This window comes from Lysinibacillus irui, assembly GCF_028877475.1.
Taxonomy (GTDB): Bacteria; Bacillota; Bacilli; order Bacillales_A; family Planococcaceae; genus Lysinibacillus; species Lysinibacillus irui.
The window spans coordinates 3688395-3709708 of sequence record NZ_CP113527.1; the positions used below are offsets into that span (position 1 = coordinate 3688395).

General features: G+C 37.5%; 17 protein-coding genes and 1 other annotated feature. Of the genes, 6 read left to right on the plus strand and 11 right to left on the minus strand.

Annotation, left to right across the window (positions count from 1 at the left end):
* Positions 1-93: 93 nt before the first annotated feature.
* The 3 genes from yhaM to OU989_RS18595 are packed head-to-tail and all read right to left on the minus strand — an operon-like array spanning position 94 to position 5133.
* The gene (yhaM, locus tag OU989_RS18585; protein ID WP_274794432.1) at positions 94-1029 is read right to left on the minus strand and encodes a 3'-5' exoribonuclease YhaM; all 936 of its coding nucleotides are present in this window, start codon (positions 1027-1029) and stop codon (positions 94-96) included.
* The gene (locus OU989_RS18590) at positions 1026-3914 is read right to left on the minus strand and encodes an ATP-binding protein (protein WP_274794433.1); all 2889 of its coding nucleotides are present in this window, start codon (positions 3912-3914) and stop codon (positions 1026-1028) included. Before OU989_RS18590 ends, yhaM begins: the two co-directional genes overlap by 4 nt.
* A gap of 4 nt (positions 3915-3918) precedes the next feature.
* The gene (locus OU989_RS18595) at positions 3919-5133 is read right to left on the minus strand and encodes a metallophosphoesterase family protein (protein ID WP_274794434.1); all 1215 of its coding nucleotides are present in this window, start codon (positions 5131-5133) and stop codon (positions 3919-3921) included.
* A gap of 256 nt (positions 5134-5389) precedes the next feature.
* On the opposite strand from OU989_RS18595, the gene OU989_RS18600 reads away from it, so the two are divergent.
* Positions 5390-5575 carry a YhzD family protein gene (locus tag OU989_RS18600; RefSeq protein WP_274794435.1) on the plus strand — a complete coding sequence of 62 codons (186 nt, stop codon included), beginning with the start codon at positions 5390-5392 and terminating at the stop codon, positions 5573-5575.
* 49 nt (positions 5576-5624) lie between these two features.
* Here OU989_RS18600 and OU989_RS18605 read toward each other — a convergent pair whose 3' ends face one another.
* A complete protein-coding gene (locus OU989_RS18605) occupies positions 5625-6407 on the minus strand; it encodes an enoyl-CoA hydratase (protein ID WP_274794436.1) in 783 nt (260 codons plus the stop codon).
* 139 nt (positions 6408-6546) lie between these two features.
* Here OU989_RS18605 and trhO point away from each other — a divergent pair, with 139 nt between their 5' ends.
* A complete protein-coding gene (gene trhO, locus OU989_RS18610) occupies positions 6547-7515 on the plus strand; it encodes an oxygen-dependent tRNA uridine(34) hydroxylase TrhO (protein WP_274794437.1) in 969 nt (322 codons plus the stop codon).
* A 338-nt stretch (positions 7516-7853) separates the two neighbouring features.
* Here trhO and OU989_RS18615 read toward each other — a convergent pair whose 3' ends face one another.
* Positions 7854-9506 (minus strand): FAD-binding dehydrogenase, encoded by a 1653-nt coding sequence (locus OU989_RS18615; protein WP_274794438.1) that lies wholly within the window; start codon positions 9504-9506, stop codon positions 7854-7856.
* A gap of 405 nt (positions 9507-9911) precedes the next feature.
* Positions 9912-10153 (plus strand) — a binding site (T-box leader).
* Positions 10154-10314: 161 nt separating this feature from the next.
* On the opposite strand from OU989_RS18615, the gene serA reads away from it, so the two are divergent.
* From serA to OU989_RS18630, 3 genes are all read left to right on the plus strand, one after another.
* Complete coding sequence (gene serA / locus OU989_RS18620) at positions 10315-11922, plus strand: phosphoglycerate dehydrogenase (RefSeq protein WP_274794439.1); 1608 nt, start codon at positions 10315-10317, stop codon at positions 11920-11922.
* A 105-nt stretch (positions 11923-12027) separates the two neighbouring features.
* A complete protein-coding gene (locus tag OU989_RS18625; protein ID WP_274794440.1) occupies positions 12028-12522 on the plus strand; it encodes an RNA polymerase sigma factor in 495 nt (164 codons plus the stop codon).
* A complete protein-coding gene (locus OU989_RS18630; RefSeq protein ID WP_274794441.1) occupies positions 12509-13441 on the plus strand; it encodes a hypothetical protein in 933 nt (310 codons plus the stop codon). Before OU989_RS18625 ends, OU989_RS18630 begins: the two co-directional genes overlap by 14 nt.
* 56 nt (positions 13442-13497) lie before the next feature.
* Here the strand turns inward: OU989_RS18630 and OU989_RS18635 are convergent, their stop codons facing one another.
* The 5 genes from OU989_RS18635 to OU989_RS18655 all read right to left on the minus strand — a co-directional run bounded on the left by OU989_RS18635 (position 13498) and on the right by OU989_RS18655 (position 18393).
* Positions 13498-14286 (minus strand): HAD family hydrolase, encoded by a 789-nt coding sequence (locus OU989_RS18635; protein ID WP_274794442.1) that lies wholly within the window; start codon positions 14284-14286, stop codon positions 13498-13500.
* A 130-nt stretch (positions 14287-14416) separates the two neighbouring features.
* On the minus strand, positions 14417-14665 hold the full coding sequence (locus tag OU989_RS18640; protein ID WP_274794443.1) for a DUF3006 domain-containing protein: 249 nt from the start codon (positions 14663-14665) through the stop codon (positions 14417-14419).
* Positions 14652-15839, minus strand: coding sequence for an MBL fold metallo-hydrolase (locus OU989_RS18645; RefSeq protein ID WP_274794444.1), 1188 nt, complete (start codon positions 15837-15839; stop codon positions 14652-14654). The genes OU989_RS18640 and OU989_RS18645 overlap by 14 nt, the downstream gene beginning before the upstream one ends.
* Before the next feature lie 67 nt (positions 15840-15906).
* Positions 15907-17253 (minus strand): GntP family permease, encoded by a 1347-nt coding sequence (locus tag OU989_RS18650; protein WP_274794445.1) that lies wholly within the window; start codon positions 17251-17253, stop codon positions 15907-15909.
* Positions 17254-18393 carry a glycerate kinase gene (locus OU989_RS18655; RefSeq protein ID WP_274794446.1) on the minus strand — a complete coding sequence of 380 codons (1140 nt, stop codon included), beginning with the start codon at positions 18391-18393 and terminating at the stop codon, positions 17254-17256.
* 155 nt (positions 18394-18548) lie between these two features.
* On the opposite strand from OU989_RS18655, the gene OU989_RS18660 reads away from it, so the two are divergent.
* Positions 18549-19646, plus strand: a complete 1098-nt coding sequence (locus OU989_RS18660) for a CdaR family transcriptional regulator (RefSeq protein ID WP_274794447.1) — start codon at positions 18549-18551, stop codon at positions 19644-19646.
* A 21-nt stretch (positions 19647-19667) separates the two neighbouring features.
* Here the strand turns inward: OU989_RS18660 and OU989_RS18665 are convergent, their stop codons facing one another.
* Positions 19668-21173, minus strand: coding sequence for a coproporphyrinogen III oxidase (locus OU989_RS18665; RefSeq protein ID WP_274794448.1), 1506 nt, complete (start codon positions 21171-21173; stop codon positions 19668-19670).
* Positions 21174-21314: the final 141 nt, after the last annotated feature.

Sequence of the window (21314 nt, forward strand, 5' to 3'; positions counted from 1 at the left end):
GCATCTGATTTTTCAGATGCTCCCTTTCTTTTTGCATTATTCTTTATGCCTGAAGACCGTTTTTGAACTACTATCTATATGAATTTACTTTTTCTATATAGTTGGTTTATAGAACGAGCGGTTATCCAGCGGGAAGAGTCGCTCTGTAAATTCCCCTGGAGCTGTTTTCCCTAATGCCCTTGTGAGCATATTCATTTTTGCATCTATGTTATCAATATAGTGCAAGATTTCCGCTTCTTGGAGCATAGGTTTTTTCGGGCTACCCCACTCTTCTTTTCCATGATGAGACAGAACCATATGTTGTAATAGCATGACTTCTTCACCATCAATTTCAAGTTCACTAGCAATTTTAGCAATTTCATTCACCATAATCGTAATGTGTCCTAATAAATTACCTTCAACTGTATACATCGTGGCAACTGGACCAGATAACTCTACAACCTTGCCTATGTCATGCAAAATAATTCCTGCATATAATAAATCGCGATTAAGCGTTGGATATAAATCAGCAATCGCTTTACCTAGTTTTAGCATAGATACCATATGATCTAATAAACCAGATGCATAGTCATGATGGTTTTTTGTTGCTGCTGGGAAGACTAAAATAGCATCCTGATGCTTTTTAATAGCTGCTCTCGTAATACGTGAGATATTTGGATTTTTAATATCAAAGAAAAATTGTGTCAATTCTTCATATAGTTGTTCTTTGGGCGTTGCTGAGGAGGGAACTAAATCATGAATTGCGATTCCTTCCTCTGGCTTTGCAACACGTATCGATTTAATACGTAATTGATTTTTTCCTCTATAGTCATGAATCTCTCCGCCAACACGCACAATCGCTTCAGCATGATACATTTTTTCATGATCCTCATTCGTGTCCCATAATTTTGCCTCAATATCCCCACTTTTATCTTGTAATAATAGCGACATAAATGGCTTTCCAACGGTTGTAACACCTTTTGTCGCTTGTTTTATCAATAAAAATTGATCTACTGCTTCTCCAACTTGAAGCGTCGTAATCCCTTTCATGTTGACGCCACTCCCCTTTCATTTGCTAGTGCTCCGATATCGACAATTTGCTCTTTATGCCAATGTTCGAGCATTGCGTCATGACAAGTAAAATATAAAATTTGACGTTCATATCCTACTTCTTTCATCAATTGTACCATTTTGTCTGTACGGTTTCGATCAAAATGGACAAATGGATCGTCCATAATGATTGGAAATGGGGCAGAGTCCATCAGTGTTTTTGCAAGGGCCATACGTAATGCAATATAGGCTTGCTCTTTTGTCGCCTGTGACAATTCAATCATTTGGTAACGTATTCCTGCAACATCTTGTGCAACAAAATAGCCTTCATCATGAATCGAAATTCTCTCATATCGTCCACCTGTCAGTAAACTGAATATCGCATTCACCTTCGAAAGAACATGAGGTAATTTTTCTTCTCGAAGGCGGAATAATGCTTCATGAATGGCAGTAGCTACAGCCTTTTTAGTTGCCCATTGCTCAATCAGCTGCTGTAATTCTGTTTTCTCCTGCTCAAACTGTTGAAGTAATTGCCCATACTTTTCATCATTTAATAGCTGCTCTTTTTCAATAAGCAATGAAGCACGGTGTTCAAGACATTTGTCTATCTCTTGCTGTAACGAGCTTTGCTCCAGTTCCAAAGCATGTAGAGCTTCTATAATAGAATCCTCCATCAGATTTTCTTGCTGTGGCAGGTTGAGTGAAGCCAATTGTGCTTGAACCGTTTGCAATTCTGCTATGATTTTTCTTTGTTGCTCAAACTGTTCATATATTTCATAATAAGCTTGCTCGTTTTGCACTTGTGCCTCACTAAATAACAGAGCTATTTCAGATGTATATTGGTCAATTCTAGATTGGCCACCCTCTAGTTTTATTTTAAGGCTGGCTAACTGGTCCTTCGTTTGTTGTACTTGTTGTTGATGCTTTTGTGCTTCCAGGTAGGCTGTTCGTAAATACATATATATTTCATGTTCATTGTAGGCTCCATCTAAGACCTGTTGGAGCTGTTCATAAATACTGTTCTTTTCCATCTGAGCTTCTTGTAGAAGGCTCAGTGTACTATTCCTTTTTGCTGCAAGCTCTTGAACGCCACGAATTCGCATAAATAACTCAGGCATTAAAGTTCTGGCTATTGATCCTTGTAATCGATAACGCTTTAAAAAAAGCTGAAGTGCCTGTGTGGCCTCTTCACTCTCTAACTCTGCTTGTTGAATTTTATATTCAAGTTGAACGTATTGCTGTTCTTTTTCTTTTTGCTGTTCATTGACATGTAACCAACGATCCTCATATCGTTGTTTCTTTAATAGCACAGCTTGTACTGTCATTTCTTCTTGTTCTAACTCTCGTAGGAGATAACTTTGCTCTTTATTTATAGGCTCCTCTGCTTGTTTATTATGTCTCATATACAAAATGCTAAGCAATGACAAAAATGCTCCGACAATGATCACAACCACATTCTTTTCAAACACTCCATAAGCAAATGACAATAAACCAATTAGTAGTATAAGCCAGATAAAATACAAAGGTTGTGATTGCTTATTTCGTAGTGACTTAGCAGCACGTAATTGCTCAAGCCTTCGTTTTTGCTGGGGCCACTGTGCTAAAATATGTTCTTCTTCACTTGTTAATGATTCCTGTACAATCCGTTGCTTTTGTTTAGCAATTGCATCTATTTCTAGATGTACTTGTTCAAGTGATCGTAAATGAAACTTAAGCTCCTCCTCTGCATCCTGCAGCTTACTTAATTGAAATTGAAACTGCTGTTCCTGCTGAAGTGAAACAGTCTCCCCAAGAAGATTTTCCTGTTCCTCTTTTTCTTGAACGCCTAATAAACGAAACTGTGCTTCCATTTCTTGTTCAAGCATAAAGAGATCATCTTGTAAATTTTGCACCTTCACCAGCAATTGATGCCAGGTTGCCTCTTTTTGTATAAGGCGAGCCATCTCATTAACCGTTTGCTCGTTCACTGTTGCTAGTACTTTATCTTGTAACGTTTGAAATTGCTCTTTTAATTGCAACAGCTGTTGGTTTTCATGCATTAGTCGGTCTTTTAACTGTTCATATCGTCTAATACCTTCTGGTGGAAATTGTATATCTTGATAGTTGGCTAAAGTTTGTTGCAAAGCCTGTTGCTGCTTCATTAGAGGTAGTGCTTGTTTTTGTATAGTTAGCTGTTGCCACTGTTGTTGTTGCATTTTTTGTGTCTCATAAAGCCGCTCTAAATTTTGCTCTAGGAGTTGTAGCTGCTTTAATTTATCTTCAAAGGTTTGAATTTTCCCTTGTTCCTGTTTAATCGTTCGTTCAAGCTGCTTTAAATGCTCTATTTTTTGATTAATTACTGGCACTTTACCGGTTTTCCTAAATAATTCATTTGCCTCTTTATCCATTTTCTTCTCAAGGGTCGATAAATGTTGAATACCTGTCGTACCTGAGGCTAGTAGCAAATGTGTTAGTTCCTCCTCTGACATTTTCTCAATCCCTTGTAGCTCATGTAATGAAAATGAAAAAATAGACTCAAAGCTGGCTCTTGAATAGCCATATAATAGTTTTGCTAACAGCTCCTCCTGTCCAGTTGTACCATCCTCTAAAAAGACAGTAACATCGCCCGTTGCCTTCCCTTTCACACGTTCAATGGTACATTGGCCATAAATCGGATGCTTGAGTATCAGCTGACCACCATACTTTGTCGAAGCTTTTGGTTCATATTTGCGCTGTGTCTGCTGCCTCGTGGGGAAACCAAAGAGCATTTGTAGAATAAATTGCTGAATTGTCGTTTTTCCCGCTTCATTTAATCCATAAAAAATGGTAACACCATCGCTTAACGAAATGGTCATATTTTCATGCTTACCAAAGCCATAAATTTGGATTTTTTGTATTGTCAGCATGTGATCACGCCCTTTGAATTTCTTCTGCCAATAATGCCTGTGCGCTATTCGTTAAATTCTCTATATCCTTGTCTGTAAGTGGCTCTATCAGCCTTGCGCCCCCAGCATATTGGTATAAATCTTTAAGTATATCCTTCCATTCATTACTATCCCATTGTTCCATTAAGCTGACAACTGATTGAGTTGTTGCAGTATGTTCATAAAATTTCCTAGTCTTCTGCAACACCAATTTTTGTACCCAACACATTGGCTCAATGCCTTCTTCAGCTTCCCGAACGGTCTCTAACCATGCATCTACTGTGGCATGCTCAAATAATGCTTCTGTTTGTTCATCAATATTTTGCAAATGAAGCTCTATAACTGATGCACCATATTTTGTTCTATTGACTGTAATTGCTTCTGCACATCTTTTGAGTAATTCATTAGCATGGATTACATTTTTACAATCCACTTCAACTGTACTATAAACTACAGTTGAAGTTGGAATAAAATCTAGTTCAGCCGAAGTTCGGGATAAAGTTACATCATAATAACCTTTCAAACCTTGCTCTTTACGATGGCGACTTTGTATATTGCCTGGATAAACAATTGGAGGATTTTGATGTAAAAGCTGTCGTTTATGAATATGGCCTAAAGCCCAATAATGGTAGTTTTTCTCTAGCAATTGTTGCTTAGTAAAGGGAGCATACACATCATGAGTCGTATTACTTGCCTCACTTCCGTGTAGCATACCAATATGAATGGTTTGTTGATTTTGTGCAATGGGATAGCTTTCGATAACCGATTCCCTCAAGTGGCGTTCATGATAACTGAAACCATATATATTGACTTGCTGATCCCGAATTTTTAATTGAACAACACTCGTTTCAGCTGGTAATTCATAGACATTACTTGGCAAAGAAAAGCGTGTCCAAGTACCATTTAAGTGATCATGATTTCCATAGCTCACAATCACTGGGATATTATGTTGGAAGAGCTTTTCCATTGCATCTTGAAATCTACGTTGCGCTTGCAAACTACGATTTTCACCATCATAAATATCTCCAACAATTAGCAAAAAGTCAGGCTTCTCTTGAATTGCTTTTTGAATAATTTTGTCGAATGCATCAAAAGTACTTGACCGAATGTTCTTTAAAATGTGTTCAGATAAACCAAATAAACCCTTAAATGGACTATCTAAATGTAAATCTGCCATATGGAAAAAACGAATTGCTGTCATCCAATCACCTCAAATAGTAGATAATTCTTAACTTGGTACTAATCAAAGTAGTACGAGTTCACTTATCAAAACCGAATATTTGTTCTATTTTATCATACTTCATCTTTTATGAAAAATGGTATGAAGGAAAATACTTGACCGCCTTACTTTTTCCACAATTTTCGTAATTTATCAAAAAAATCACTAGTTTTACCGTGAAGTTTATAAATCTTCTATGTATAATAGAAATATATTTTAGTAAAAGGGTGGGGTTTGCATGGAGAATTATCGTTTTACAGCTTTTGAAAAAACAGGGGAAACATTGTTTGATGAAACATGGACATTTGAAAATGATGAGGCTGCTAAACTAAATGGACAACAACAAATTGAGGAAAAAGGTGTTGCCGACAAAACTCATCGACTTGTAAACTCTTCAGGTAAATTAATATTATTCCATGTTTAATAGCGAGTAAAAGGCACGTAGACAATGCTGCTACGCGCCTTTTTACTATTTATTTCCCTACAAATACCGGTGTCCTTTTCTCTACAAATGCATGAATACCCTCTATATGATCTGTTGTTTTACGCATAGCAGATTGTCCTTCTGCTTCCAATGCTAGAACATTTTCTAGCTGTGATAAATTTTGAGCATGGAGAATTTTTTTCGTTGTAATCATCGAAGAGATAGGTGAAGCAAGCATTTTACCTACAAGCTGGTCAGCCATTGCAAATACTGTACCATCAGGTGCAATATAATCAATTAATCCTGCATCCAATGCTTCTTTTGCAGTTAATACCTTCCCTTCCCATATCATTTGTTTCGCTTTTACAGTCCCCACACGTTCTTTCATAAAGAAGTGACCACCTCCATCTGGAATCAGTCCTATTCCTATGAAGTTCATAGCTAGTTTACTATTTTCACAGGCTACAACAATATCTGCACCAAGTGTCAAACTAAATCCTAGGCCTGCCGAAGCACCATGAACTGCCGCAATAACAATCATCGGTAGCTGATAATAGGCCCTCACAATACGTGTTAGATAAACCATTGCCTCATCTATATTTAGTGGTTTGTTTTCATCGAGCATTGCCTTAATATCGCCACCCGCAGAAAAGACCTTTCCTTCTCCACGAATAACAAGTACCTGTATATCTTTTTCTTGTTGTAGAGCTTCAAAGCATTCTGCAAGTTCACGCATCATGTCACCATCCATAGCATTCATTGCCTGTGGACGATTCAATGTTAACGTTGCTCGACGTTCTAATTTTTCTAAAGTAATCGTTGAAAATTCCATCTCTCTTCCCCCCAAATATGAATAGTCATTCACTATGTACTATTCGAGTTTTTTTAGAAAACTCCTCCTACTCTAAGCAAAATTACTGTTGTTGTGCTATATTAAATGACGAACATTGTTATAAAGGTGGTTACGTATTTTGACACAAAAAGACTATCGTGTATTACTTTATTATAAATATATTACGATTGAAGACCCAGTAGCCTTTGCAGAAGAACATTTAGCATTATGTAAAGAAATTGGACTTCTTGGTCGTATTTTAGTAGGAAATGAAGGTATTAACGGAACGGTTTCAGGGACCATTGAGCAAACAGAAGCTTACATGAACCATATGAAGACAGATGCTCGTTTTAGTGATATTATGTGGAAAATTGATGAAGCTGAAGGGCATACCTTTAAAAAAATGCATGTACGCCCGCGACGAGAAATTGTTCATTTAGGTTTAGAGGATGATATCAACCCATTAGAAATCACTGGTGATTATTTATCTCCTAAAGAATTTATGGAACAAATGCAAGAAGATAACACCGTAATCATCGATGCACGTAATGACTACGAATATGATTTAGGTCATTTCAGAGGAGCAGTTCGACCTGATATTGAAAATTTCCGTGACTTGCCAGCTTGGATGGAAGCTCATAAAGAAGATTTTGCAGATAAAAAGATTTTAACTTACTGTACAGGTGGTATCCGCTGTGAAAAATTCTCTGGCTGGCTAAAACGCGAGGGCTATGGTAAAAGTGTTGGTCAATTACACGGTGGTATCGCCACGTATGCAAAAGATCCAGAAGTAAAAGGCCAGTTATGGGATGGTCAAATGTTTGTTTTTGACCGTCGTCGAAGTGTACCTATTAATCAAGTGGAACATGTCGTCGTTGGGAAGGATTATTTCACAGGTGAACCTTCTGAACGTTATACAAACTGCGCAAACCCTGAATGTCATAAATTAATGCTTTGCGAGGAAAAGCATGAGGCATTTTATATGCGTAGCTGCTCAGACGAATGTCGTCGTGCACCACGTAACTTCTTCGTTGAAGAACATGGTTGGTCGAAAGAACAGGTTGAAGAGCAAATTGCTAAAATAGCAGAGGCTCAAAAATCAAAGTAAGTATGCTTGATATAAACGGTATGGGTCCTTTTGTAAAAGTGAATGGAAACCCTTGGAGACACCGATTCTATCAGACTAACTAAAAGAGCATCGTTCGTTAAGACGATGCTCTTTTATGGTGTTAAAAAATCAAATCAATTAGCATTTTGCTAAAGGCGAGAAAGGCTTTCTATCCCACACTAGTGTTTATTTTGAGTTTTCAGATAAATGAATTTGCTTACTACTCTAGAACGAACGTAGTGAGCAAAGTGGCTCATTGGACGTCCCCTGGAAAGTACGCTGGCGGAACGGAAATCAACCCTGCTTTGCAAAACTTTTATTGCTACTTACATCATATTTTATTTTTCTTGAGCTAAATAACGCCCGACCTGCCGTCCACTAAATAGACAGCCTCCAACAAATGTGCCTTCCAAAGCACGGTAGCCATGAACACCACCGCCACCAAAACCACTTACTTCACCAGCTGCATATAAACCAGGTATTGGCTGACCATCCATTCCTAACACCGCACCATTCAGATTTGTTTGTAAGCCACCTAAAGTTTTTCGTGTTAAGATGTTTAATCGTACAGCAATTAATGGCCAATTTTTAGGATCTAACATTTTATGTGGTTTGGCAACACGCACCAATTTATCGCCAATATAATTCCTTGCTCCATGAATGGCATTAACCTGTAAATCCTTCGTAAATTTATTGTCCATTTCTCGGTCTCTTGCCAAGATCTGCTCTTTAATTTTCATGAAATCTAGTAGCTCATTTCCTGCCAGCTTATTCATACCATCAACAAGCTCTTTCAAATCATGAGCAATCACAAAATCCTCACCATGATTTTTAAAGGCTTGGATTGGAGCAGGTGGACCTGGCATGATTCGTTTCAAAACATCTCCAATGCTTTTGTTTGTTAAATCTGGATTTTGTTCTGAGCCAGATAGTGCAAATTCCTTCTCAATAATTTTTTCAGTTAAAATGAACCACGAGTAATCATAGCCTGTTTTTTGAATAGCCTCTAATGTGCTAAGCGTATCGAATCCTGGGAAATTTGGTGCATGAAATCGATTACCCTCTGCGTCAAACCATAAGGAGGAAGGCCCCGGCAAAATTCGTATTCCATGATTGGGCCAAATAGGATCCCAATTTTTTAACCCCTCTGTGTAATGCCACATTCGGTCCCGATTCACAATGCGACCCCCTACATGCTCAGTGATTTCTAGCATTCTCCCATCAACATAAGCTGGCACACCGCAAACCATATTTTTAGGTGGGGTCCCCAATCGTGCTGGCCAATTTTTTCTTACTAAATCAAAATTAGCCCCAATCCCCCCACTTGCCACAATTACAGCATCTGCTTCGTAGTTAAATTCTCCAATTCCTAGTCTTGAGCTTTTTTCACCTCTATTGATAAAAGTTTCCGCTAGTACAGTCCCACTAATGCCAGTAATTTTTCCGTTTTTTTGCAAAAATTCATCTACACGATGTCTTGGTTTAAAATCAATATATCCTTCTTTGATCCCCTGTTTTACTTTATCAACAAATGGCTTAACAATGCCTGGACCAGTTCCCCATACAATATGAAACCTTGGTACTGAATTACCATGTCCCCCCGCAAGAGAACCACCTCGTTCTGCCCAGCCAACAACAGGGAAAAATTTGATGCCCTTTGATTTTAACCAATCATATTTTTCACCCGCCGCAAAATCAACATAAGCTTTAGCCCATTTATATGCCCAGGAATCCTCATCCTCTAATCGATCAAAGCCAGCTGTCCCTTGCCAATCTTGCCATGCAAGCTCCTTACTATCTTTAATTCCAAGCCTTCTTTGCTCAGGAGAGTTCACTAAAAAAATCCCACCAAATGACCAATATGCCTGTCCCCCCATTGAATTTTCAGGCTCCTGATCAACTAAAACAACTTTTTTCTTTGCGTCGATTAACTCACAAGCTGCAACTAGCCCTGCAAGTCCAGCACCAATTATTGCAACATCGTATTTCATTACTACACCCCCAAATCAAATCATCCTTAACTAACATTCTTCCCTAACAGGCTGTTTACCTTCTAAAAAAACATTTTTTGTCTAAATTGTGACAGAGAAAAATGTTCGCTTTCTACACTTGAAACTACCATGGACTTGTATGAAGCAGCTAATTTATTCCAGTTAATTCCCATATAATTTTTTCTTCTCAAACTACATAGAAACCTAGTATTATCGGACTTTTCAAATATCGTTAGCGCTTTCATTGTATTCTCCAAAAAGACGTACAATATAATTGTTTAACAAAAAGATCGTTCGTGTTTGGTTATTATTCAGACTTTCGAAGTCAATATTTTTAAAGTATTTTAGAAATATCGTTGACAAAGGTGAACAATAAGGATTATGATGTTAACAAATTTAATCACACAAAATATAACGACGGAGACACACTAGTCGTAAGAAAATCCCAAGAGAGCTGATGGTTGGTGTAAATCAGTGATTTCTACGATAATAGTTCCACTCCCGAATAGATAGGCCGAACAACCCTAAGTAAGCTTATCCGTCACATGCACGTTACGCATATAGCTAAGACTGCAAGAATAATTTTTTCTAGTAGTAATTAAGGGTGGTACCGCGAACCAATGTTTATTCAGCCTTTCGCCCCTTACAACACAATAACTGTGTTTGTAAGGCGTGGAAGGCTTTTTATTTTGTTCTCGATCTAGTAGAAAGGAGATTGTTTGCATGCTGTAAGATGTTCGAATTTTACAACTTCCAGACTCTCATTGGTAAGACCACAATCATTTTTATTAAAAAGGAGCTAATTATAATGACTACTGCAACAAAAACAATTAACGTATTTATCGCTGATCCACTAAGTGAAGATGGTATTTTCCCACTACGTCAGGAACAAGACTTAGATTTAAACATTATCGTGGACACTGGTCTAGCACCAGAAGAATTAATCGCAAAAATTGCCGATGTAGATGTGTTACTTGTGCGTTCTCAAACAACTGTGACACGTGAGGTGATTGAAGCAGCTAAAAACTTAAAATTGATCGGTCGTGCTGGTGTGGGTGTTGATAATATTGACCTTGCTGCTGCAACTGAACATGGGATTATCGTTGTCAATGCACCAGATGGTAACACGAACTCTGCTGCTGAGCACACGATTGCGATGATGACATCACTTGCTCGTCATATTCCACAAGCTTTTAATACTTTGAAAAATGGAAAATGGGATCGTAAATCTTATGTCGGGGTAGAGCTAAAAAATAAAACTTTAGGTGTTGTAGGATTTGGACGTATTGGTGTTGAAGTAGCTTATCGTGCAAAGGGTCAACGTATGAATGTTATGGCATATGATCCTTTCCTTACAGATGAACGAGCAAAAGAGTTAGGTGTAACAAAAGCGACAGTTGAAGAAATTTGCGCAGCAGCAGATTTCATCACAGTACACACTCCTCTTCTTCCTGAAACACGTAATCTTATTAATAAAGAAAAATTCGCAATCATGAAAGATGGCGTACGTATTATTAACTGTGCACGTGGCGGTATCATTAATGAAGACGATTTATATGATGCGATTGTAGCAGGTAAAGTTGCTGGTGCAGCCCTTGATGTATTTGTCTCTGAACCTGCAACAGATCATAAACTACTGACGTTACCGCAAGTTATCGCAACGCCTCACTTAGGTGCATCTACTATTGAAGCACAAGAATCTGTAGCAGTTGATGTATCAAATGACATCATTAAGTTCTATAAAACAGGTACTGTAACAAATCCAGTGAATATGCCATCTATTCCGAAAGAACTTCTTGCACAAGTGGAACCTTTCTTTGAGCTAGCAGAAAAACTTGGTTCTTTTTTATCACAGGTAACAACAGAGCCTGTAAAAGAAATCAACTTATCTTATGCTGGTGAAGTAGCAAACTATGATGTTCGTCCATTAACTTCAAACGCATTAAAAGGTTTATTATCTAAAAACCACGGTAATCATGTAAATGATGTGAATGCTCGTTACTTGTCTGAACGTATTGGCATGAAAATTAATGAGCACAAAACAACAACGGCAAAAGGCTTTACAAGTTTAATTACGATTGAAATTATTACAGCCAATGAAACACATACAGTAGCTGGTACGTTATTAAATGGTTTAGGTGCACGTATTGTTAAGGTGGAAGACTATGTTGTGGACGTTATTCCTCAAGGTCACCTGCTTTACATTAAGAACACTGATAAACCAGGTGCCATTGGCCGTGTAGCAACAAAACTTGCAGAAAAAGATATCAACATTGCCACAATGCAAGTTGGTCGTGCGCAAGTTGGTGGGACAGCAGTTATGATGCTTACGATTGATAATGTAGTAACAGAAGAAGATTTAGTATTCGTGTCTCAACTCGAAAATATTGATGAGGTAAAAGCCATTACCCTATAGTAATGACTAACGTAAGCAGGGAGTTTCTACTCTCTGCTTTTTCTTTTTGGAAAAATGATACTTTTTAGTACCTTAATCGTCTTTAAAGGAAAGGGGGTGTATGGAATGAAAGTAGAAAAAATATTTCACTTACATAATCAAACCATTTTTAAATACTTATATTACTTACTGAATGACGAAACATTAGCAGAGGATTTTACACAGGAGACCTTTGTTCGTTATTTTAACTATCAACAATCAATTAAAGAAGGAGCACAACTCGCTTGGCTTCGTTCCACTGCTCGTAACCTTGCCTACGATCATTTTCGACGGAAGAGGCTTATACAATTTGTCCCTTTTTTACAACAGCATGAAAAACAATCCTCGCCCTCCCCAAATGAATGGTTAATGCAACAAGATGCCAAGATTCTGTATCTTGCCATTAGTAAACTAAAAATTACATATCGTGATGTCATTATTCTACGGAAAATTGAAGGTCTATCAATCGAAGAGACCTGTGAAGTACTCGGTTGGAACGAAGGAAAGGTAAAAAATACATTAAAACGAGCACTCGTTGCATTAAAAAAACAGCTTGGAGGTGAGATGGATGAAGAATTATAAAAAGGGATGGCAGCATTTACATGATTTGAAATTAACCGATCAGCAAGAACAATATTTATTGCGTCAAATAACAGCCCCTTCCTCAACGAGAAAAAAATCGTCTACGACTATGTGGAGGATTCCATCTGTGGCATTGTTATTTGTAGTAGTTCTCTCTATATTACTTTTATCCTTTATTCAAGAGCCTACTACTGCTCCTAGATCAACAGACTCTACTAAAATGATCGATCGAATTTATGTAAAGGACAATAAAAATACAGAGAGTTTTCTACCAAAGGGTACTTGCCTTTATGTACCGCAACAATGCTACCTAGATAACAAACGACTAACTCAGTTACAAGAAAAAATGAAGGAGGCTTCCCCTATTTCGATTACTAGTGGACAATGGGAAAGCAATGATTACTTTACACCTTATGATTTATTCATACTGTATACAGATGGTTCTCAAGAGAAATGGAAGGTACTCAATAATGATATTCTCTTCAATGTTGAAACTCAGCAAGCCTTTTTAATCGAAGAATCAATGGACTCACTTATATATTTTTATGATGACAAGCGGTCAACCAAATTGATCATTGGTAATATATTTATCTTTCTTACGCATTTCATATTATGGATTGCTAAAAAAAGAATGCCTCATACCGAGCGCCGCTTTTTTGCTGCGACAGTTGAGCATGCTATTGCCAATTTAATTATGCTTTTATTGTTTGGAGGTATTTTATTTAGTATTTATCTTGTCCAACATACTATTCATGCAACAATTATTTATAGCTTTTTCTTACTATACTCAATCATGCAAATCCTTTATCGCAAAAAAGCTGGTGAACCTCATGGTTTCTTAATTGCTAGCGCTTTTGTTCAGCTTTGTTTAGCTATAGCTTTTACAAGTTTATACCTTGCACTGAATGTCTTTTTTTAATAGATGGATCGAAAAATAAAAAATGTACTGACCACAAGGGACAGTACATTTTTTCATTATAGCTTATTTATAAGTTCTAACAATGCTGTCAAAGAGTCTACTTCATAGGTTGGTGTGACAGCTCCATTGGCAATATTGTTTTCACGATTAATCCATACATTGCGCATTCCGACACGCGAAGAACCTAAAATATCAGTATTGAGATTATCGCCAACCATGATTGCCTCATCTGCTGTAATACTTGCTTTCTCCATAACAAATTCAAAAATAGATGCATCAGGCTTACCCTTGCCAAAGTCTCCCGAAATAATAATATGATCAAAATACGGGGCAATTTCAGGTGTGATTTCTAGCTTCAGGTTTTGTAGACTTGGTGCTCCATTTGTGAGTAATACAAGCTGATACTTTCCTTTTAGTTGATCTAATACAGCAAATGTATCTTCATATAAAAATGGTGATACTTTACGCTCAGCCATAAAGCGCTCTCCTAGCTCAGCTCCAAACTGCGCATCATCAATATTAAGAGCAGCTAACCCTTTTGTCCAAGCTTCTGCACGATAGCCAGGAACAATTTCTTTCATCTTTTGGAAAGAATCTGTCGTATCATCAAACGTCCCCCAAAGACCTTCGAACGGGTTAATACCTATTAAGACTGTATAATCATATGTTTCATACCCCTCATACAGGGCGCGTGCCTCTCGACGAACAGCCTCCTCTAGTTTAACAGGATTCACATTATGTACTGTTGCTGCATAATTACAAGTTTTTTCAAAGGCTGTTTTGACTGATTTTTTATCCCATAGCAGTGTATCATCTAAATCAAAAATAATTGTACTTATCGACATTTTGTCCGCTCCTAGCTCCCGGTTAATACTACTATTTTAGCATATTTTCAAAATATTTAGGATAACAAATTATGCATAATTCCTTTCATTAAAACAAGCTGTGCGTCAATTTCTCACAGCTTGTCATCCATTATTTTTGTTTATTACGTAAACGGTTCATAAGGCGTTGAATATCCGCTTTTTTTTGATCAGTTTCTTCCTTTAAAATTTCTATATGGTAATGTCCGTCTTTTTCTTCAATCTCCACACGATCTCCTACTTGCACAGGCTCGTTTATGGCTGATTGTATAATAATTAGTTGTTCCTCTTCATCTGGAAACTTTAAGAAAATAGCATAACCATCTTCAATACGGTCTAACGTGTATTTAGTCGAGCTCACTTATCAGTTCCCCTTTCTCATTACGTAATTGAGCAGCATCTCCTTCGTTTAACCAAATCTGCTTCGTTGTCCATTTTAAATAATTTTGCCCTTCTCGCGCATTGGCTCCGCTTGTAATATAAATCGTTTTTCCTGGCTGCAATGATAGATTAGGAAAATTAAAAACTTGATTACCTTCAATAGAGATAAGCTGCCAATCTTTTAACGAAACTGCTTGCTGTCCATTATTTTTTATACCTACAATTTCACCAACTAAATCCTTGCTCGTGATTTCAATAGCGGGCGTCAGCGGAACTACTTCAGATGTTTTTTCAGTATTCGCCACAGAGGTTTCCTTCCCATTCACCGCATAGTTTACCCCATCTGTTGTCACAGTAATCGTTCCTATATCAGCCGTGGCATAGATTTTACTACCAATCTCCTTCAATCCATCTACCACTTCCGCATGTGGATGTCCATATTTATTATCTTTCCCATAACTTAATATCGTGACCTCTGGCTTTACAGCACGAATGAAATCCTCTGAACTACTAGTATTCGATCCATGGTGACCGGCTTTTAAAACTGTTGCTGACACATCATATTGCATCATTTCTTTTTCTAACGCTATTCCAGCATCACCTGTTAATAAAAAGGAGACATTGCCATAAACTATTTTTAACACAATCGAAGCATCATTATTATCTGATGCCTGCTCATTTGCATTTAAAACTTTCACAGTGACATCCTCATCAAACTTAATATTGTCACCTGGCGTCGGTACATCATAAGGAATATTTTTTTCATCAATCAGCGTCAACATTTCTTCAAATGTTTGAGATGTATGTACTTTTCCTGAATCGTAAAATTGCTCAATTGTCATTGAGTTTAATACAGGAATGAGCCCACCAATGTGATCAGCATCAGGATGTGTCGCCACTACTATATCGAGCTTACTCACCCCAATTTCCCTTAAATAAGAAACTACTTGCGGGCCAGCTCCTTTTACACCTCCATCTACAAGCATTGTTTTACCATTTGGTGACTCTATTAATATAGAATCCCCTTGACCTACATCAATAAAATGAACGCGCATATCATGGCCAGCCGTTACAGGGATTTTTTCTGTCTGGATTGCTTCCGTACAGCCTGCTAATAAAAAAATACAAAGGAGCAATACTATTATTTTTTTCATCTACTAACTTCCTTTCTATTTTTTCATTATACAAAAAGAGAGCTAGCCATGGGCCGCTCTCCTTTTTTTAAACGAATATCCACCATAATATCATCGTAATAATTATTGTCACTAGACCTTGTAATAAGGTTGCAGCCGTTTGTGCTTTGTAGGCTTGTGTGACTTCCATACCGCTATACTGTGTAATTACCCAGAAGAAGCTATCATTGACATGGCTAACTGTCATTGCGCCAGCACCAATTGCCATTACCACTAATGCTAAAGGTACCGCCCCTTCAATTCCAAGTGTCACAAGCATTGGTGCTACTAAAGTAGATGTGATCACAAGGGCTGTTGTGGAAGAGCCTTGAGCTGTTTTTAATGCTGCTGCTACAATAAACGGTACAAGAAGGAATAAAGTACCTGATGCAAACACTCCTAAATCCATTTCCTGTAGAAGTTCTCCGACTCCAGCATTCTTAATAACGGTCCCAAATGAACCGCCAGCACCTGTAATCAGTAAAATAGGAGCCGCTTCTTTTAAACTCTCACCAATCCAACCAGTTAATGTCGTTTCATTGATTTCAGGAAGTAATAAAAATGCCGCTGCTACCCCTAAAAATAAAGCTACTGTAGGGGAGCCTAAAAATTTAAAAACTGTATTGAATGTCGACTCTGTATCACCCACTAATGCTGCGATCGAACCTAGACCAATCAAGACAATTGGCAGAACGATTGGTAAAAATGCTTTAAAAGTTGATGGCATTTTGCCAAAGGATTTAATAACTTCCTCATAATCCAATGCCTCTACCTCATCCTCAGGTACTCGAATTTTTGTCGCTACTTTTACCGACCATAGATAGCCTACAAATGTCGCTGGTATCGCTACTAATAAACCAATAACAATAACTGTACCTAAATAATCTGCTGCACCAATATTCCCTGCAGCTGCAATAGGACCAGGAGTTGGAGGTACTAATACATGTGTCGCAAATAAGCCTGTCGCTAAAGCTACTGCCATTGAAGCAATGGTTACATTTGCTCGCTTTGCTAAAGACTTCTGCAAGCTGGATAAAATAATAAAGCCAGAATCACAAAATACTGGAATGGACACAATGTAACCGATTAAAGACATCGCTAATTGCGGACGCTTTGGACCTACAATTCGTAATACCACTTCTGCCATGCGATAGGCAGCCCCTGATTTTTCTAATATTAAGCCGATAATCGTTCCAGCGATAATGACTAGTCCAATACTTGTCATCAAGCCACCAAATCCAGTATTTATGCTTTCAACTACTGTTAATAATGGCATTCCTGAAGCAATCCCAACGAAGAAGGCACTAATTAATAGCGCTAAAAACGGGTGAAGCTTTAATTTAGCCGTCCCCAATACTACAAACAATACCCCTATTAAAATAATGATGAACAACATCTAGTCATCCCCCTTTTGTATGTAACACTCAATAATTTTCTTTATTTTTAAGCGAATAAAGTGAGCAGGTTCTTGCATGGCCTGCTGAACAGTGACCTCTTGATCTACTAATGACTCCACAACTGAAAAATACTTTTGCAATGTCCCCTTTGCCTTTACATCAATCCCACCAGACAATAATATTGCCTCTACGTTTGCTTGCTTAGCAGCTTTCGCCACCCCTAATGGAGCCTTACCATGTAATGTTTGTAGATCGGATTTTCCTTCCCCCGTAATCACTAATTGCGCATCTGCTAAATGGCCCTGTAACTTGACAGCACCCAAAACAATTTCAATTCCCGCATGAAACGTTCCTTTTAAAAATGCAATTAAAGCTCCTCCCATTCCCCCTGCAGCTCCCGCACCTTTATAATCATGAAGTCGAATGGAAAATTGTTTTTCTACAATATCTGCAAAATGTTTTAAACAATTATCAAAATGTACTATTTGATGTTTTTTGACACCTTTTTGAGGACCGAAAATGGCTGTTGCCCCTCGTTCACCTATGAGCGGATTATCAACATCACAAGCGATCGTAAATGTGGCATCTGCTAATCTAGCATCCATCTGTCGAATATCAATAGTAGCTAATTTCTCTAAATTTAACACGCCATTCTCAAGCTCTGAACCATCCGTTGCTAATAATCGCACTCCTAATGCCTTTAGCATGCCAATCCCCGCATCATTTGTAGCACTTCCTCCAATGCCGATAATAAACTTTCTAAAGCCTTGATCGAGCGCAGCTTTAATTAATTGACCCGTTCCATATGATGTAGCTAGATTAGGATTTTTCTCATTGTCTTGTAACAGCATAATCCCAGATGCTTGAGCCATCTCTATCACACACGTCTCTTGATCTCCTAATACTCCATATTGAGCCTGGATAGCTCTTCCCAATGGATCTAATACATTTACTGAAAAATATTGACCCTCAGTAGAGGTGATAAGCGATTGCAGTGTGCCCTCTCCACCATCTGCAACTGGTAATATCATTGTTTCAATCGATTGATCCGCATCCAAGATCCCTCTTTGCATTGATTTTGCCACTTCCACAGCTGACAGCGTACCCTTATAGGAATCTGGACTAATTATGACTTTCATGCTCTACCTCCACTTTTGTCGTCCCTTGATATTTAAATTTTTTCTTAGTTAAGCGCTTACAATTTATTATAATGACAATAAATTCAGAAAACATTATAATAGGTGTACAATTTATCTGTCCTATAACAGAGTTTTTTTATGCGAGGTGTATAAACATGTTGACGAAAAAATTAGCAGAAGAAATCGTACACCAAACGATGTTACGCTTACGTCACAATATAAATGTCATTAGCCCAAGTGGAGTCATTTTAGCCTCTGGCGATAAAATGAGGGTGGAAAAAATTCATGAAGGTGCACTTTATGTGGCACAAACAAAAAAGACATTGATTATTAATGAAGAAAATATAGAGCTGTATCCAAATACGAAACCAGGCATTAATATGCCTATTATGTATCAGGATGAAGTGGTGGGTGTTATTGGCATAACAGGAGAATCAGATGACATGCTTGATATTGCCAAGCTTGTGCAACTAACAACAGAAATCATGACACATCAAGCAATTGTTGAATCAAAAAGCGAATGGCAACGGAAAAATAATGATTACATATTTGAAGCGCTCGTTCACGGCAGTAAGCTCGATGCTGCATTAAATGAACGAATTCAGAAACTCCCCTTTTCACTACTAGCACCCTTTCAAGTGATTTTAGTAAGCTTAAATGAAACGTCATACGCCGAAAATACAATCCCTTTCTTTTTTGAGGATTTATTTTACAAACAGCCTATTCTTGCGGGACATAGCCAATTACAGGAATATTATATCTTACTGTCAAATTATGGAGAACAGAGTTGTCGCCCCATTATTAAAGCACTACGCAAGCAAAAACAGAAGCTACCTTCACTTCAAATAGGAGTTGGTCCTGTTGTCCAACATCTATCACAGCTTCCTTATAGCTACCAAGGCGCTAGAACTGCGCTTGAATTTGCTACAATCCAAAATGAATTAACCTTTTTTGAGGACGTCGAGTTATTTTCCCTTTTTAAGCCTCGAGAATCAGATGAAGTACAAGCCTTTCAACATCGCATTCTTAAAAACTTAGATGCTAAACAGCTAGATACATTACAATCATTTTTTGACTGTAATTTACAGCTGAAGCTTTGTGCACAACAATTAAACATTCATCGTCATACACTTACTTACCGCTTAAATAAAATAAGAGAAATAACAGGCTATGATCCAACCTATTTTGAGGATGCCGTTATTCTAAAAATGGCCTGTACATTACAAAAGCTTCAAACAATAAAGGCAATCTGAACAACTCAGATTGCCTTTATTTTATCCATTATATAATTCATCTAAAAACTCTAGTTTTTTCCCAATCGCATCTTCAAAGGTCATAATATAGGCTGCTGGATCTTTCGGATTATGGAATTGTGTGATTTTTCCCGTCTTAGGATGAACAAATTTAGAAGAGGCTCCACAGCCTATTCCTAAAATCGTTTGTACTTCTTCCATAATGACAATATTATAGATACTTTCTTCACCAACTTTACTATAGCCGACATTTTCTAAATTACCTAAAATATTTTTTTGACGATATAAATAGTAAGGAACATAGTTATTTTCCTTTGTCCAAACCTGTGCCATTTCCATCATTTCAGCCACCGTATCACGATCTGCTACTTTATATTTATCCTTATTACGAGTCATCTCGGACGCACGTTTGAATGATAATGTATGAACCGTTAACGACTCTGGCTGCATTTTAGCAGATTCCTCTAATGAATGCTGGAATTCCTCAATTCCCTCATTCGGTAACCCAATAATTAGATCCATATTAATATTATTCATTCCCGATTCTCTTGCAAGCCAAAACTTATCAATCGTTTCTTGCACCGTATGATGACGACCAATTGCTTTTAATGTTTCATCTGTATAAGATTGTGGATTAACACTAATACGATCAATGCCCCATTTTTTAAGTACTGCTAATTTTTCAGGTGTAATCGTATCTGGTCTTCCCGCTTCAACTGTAACCTCACGAATTGTTTCTGGATTTGGGAATGATTCATACATCGTTTGATATAAGGCATCCATTTCATCTGCCTCAATTGAAGTTGGTGTACCGCCCCCCCAATAAATAGAGGTAATTTTCATATTATTGTCCTTCAGCCATTTACCCATTTCACGCAATTCAATGTGTAAGCCGTCTAAAAAGGTAGTCACACGACCTTGCTTACGGTTGCTACCAATGGCGTAGGCTGGGAATGTACAATAGGCACATTTCGTTGGACAAAATGGAATACCGATATAGACACTGATTTCCTGACCAATTTCATCAATATCAGGAATGGTTACTAATTGTCGTTCTACAATTTCCTTTAAAAGTGCCACCTTGTCTTCTGATAAACGAAAATCACGAATAAGAAGATCGGCAATTTCTTGCTCCGTTTTGCCTTCTTTTCTAAATTTATGATATAGCTTAGTTGGGCGCACACCTGTTAAAATCCCCCACTGTTGATGCATCCCAGTATATTGCTCCAGAACATCTAAAAACACGTGTGACAATGCACGTTTAATGCGAATATTTAGCTCACGACCAGTTGCAGCTGATTCGTATTGTATGCTGTATTCATTTTTATATTGCTTTCCATCTACATTCAGAACTGCTTTTGTGGATATGGAAAAATTGTCATCAGTTAGATAATCAAATGAAGCGGACATATCTGCTCCATTTGAATCAACCTTCAGCTTTGAATCCTCAAAAAATAAATTCGCTATATGATTTAGTACGCGAATCCAATCTTCAGGATATTTTTGATCTATGTGAATAATTTTCATTTACTTTCGCTCTCTTCTTTTCTTATTCCTGATATATTGCAGATTTAAGTTTAACAAATTTCTATGACTTTAAGCAAAGTTACAATGAGAAACTTAGAAATAACAGAATATTCAGTTTGAAATAGACAATCTATTTTTTTG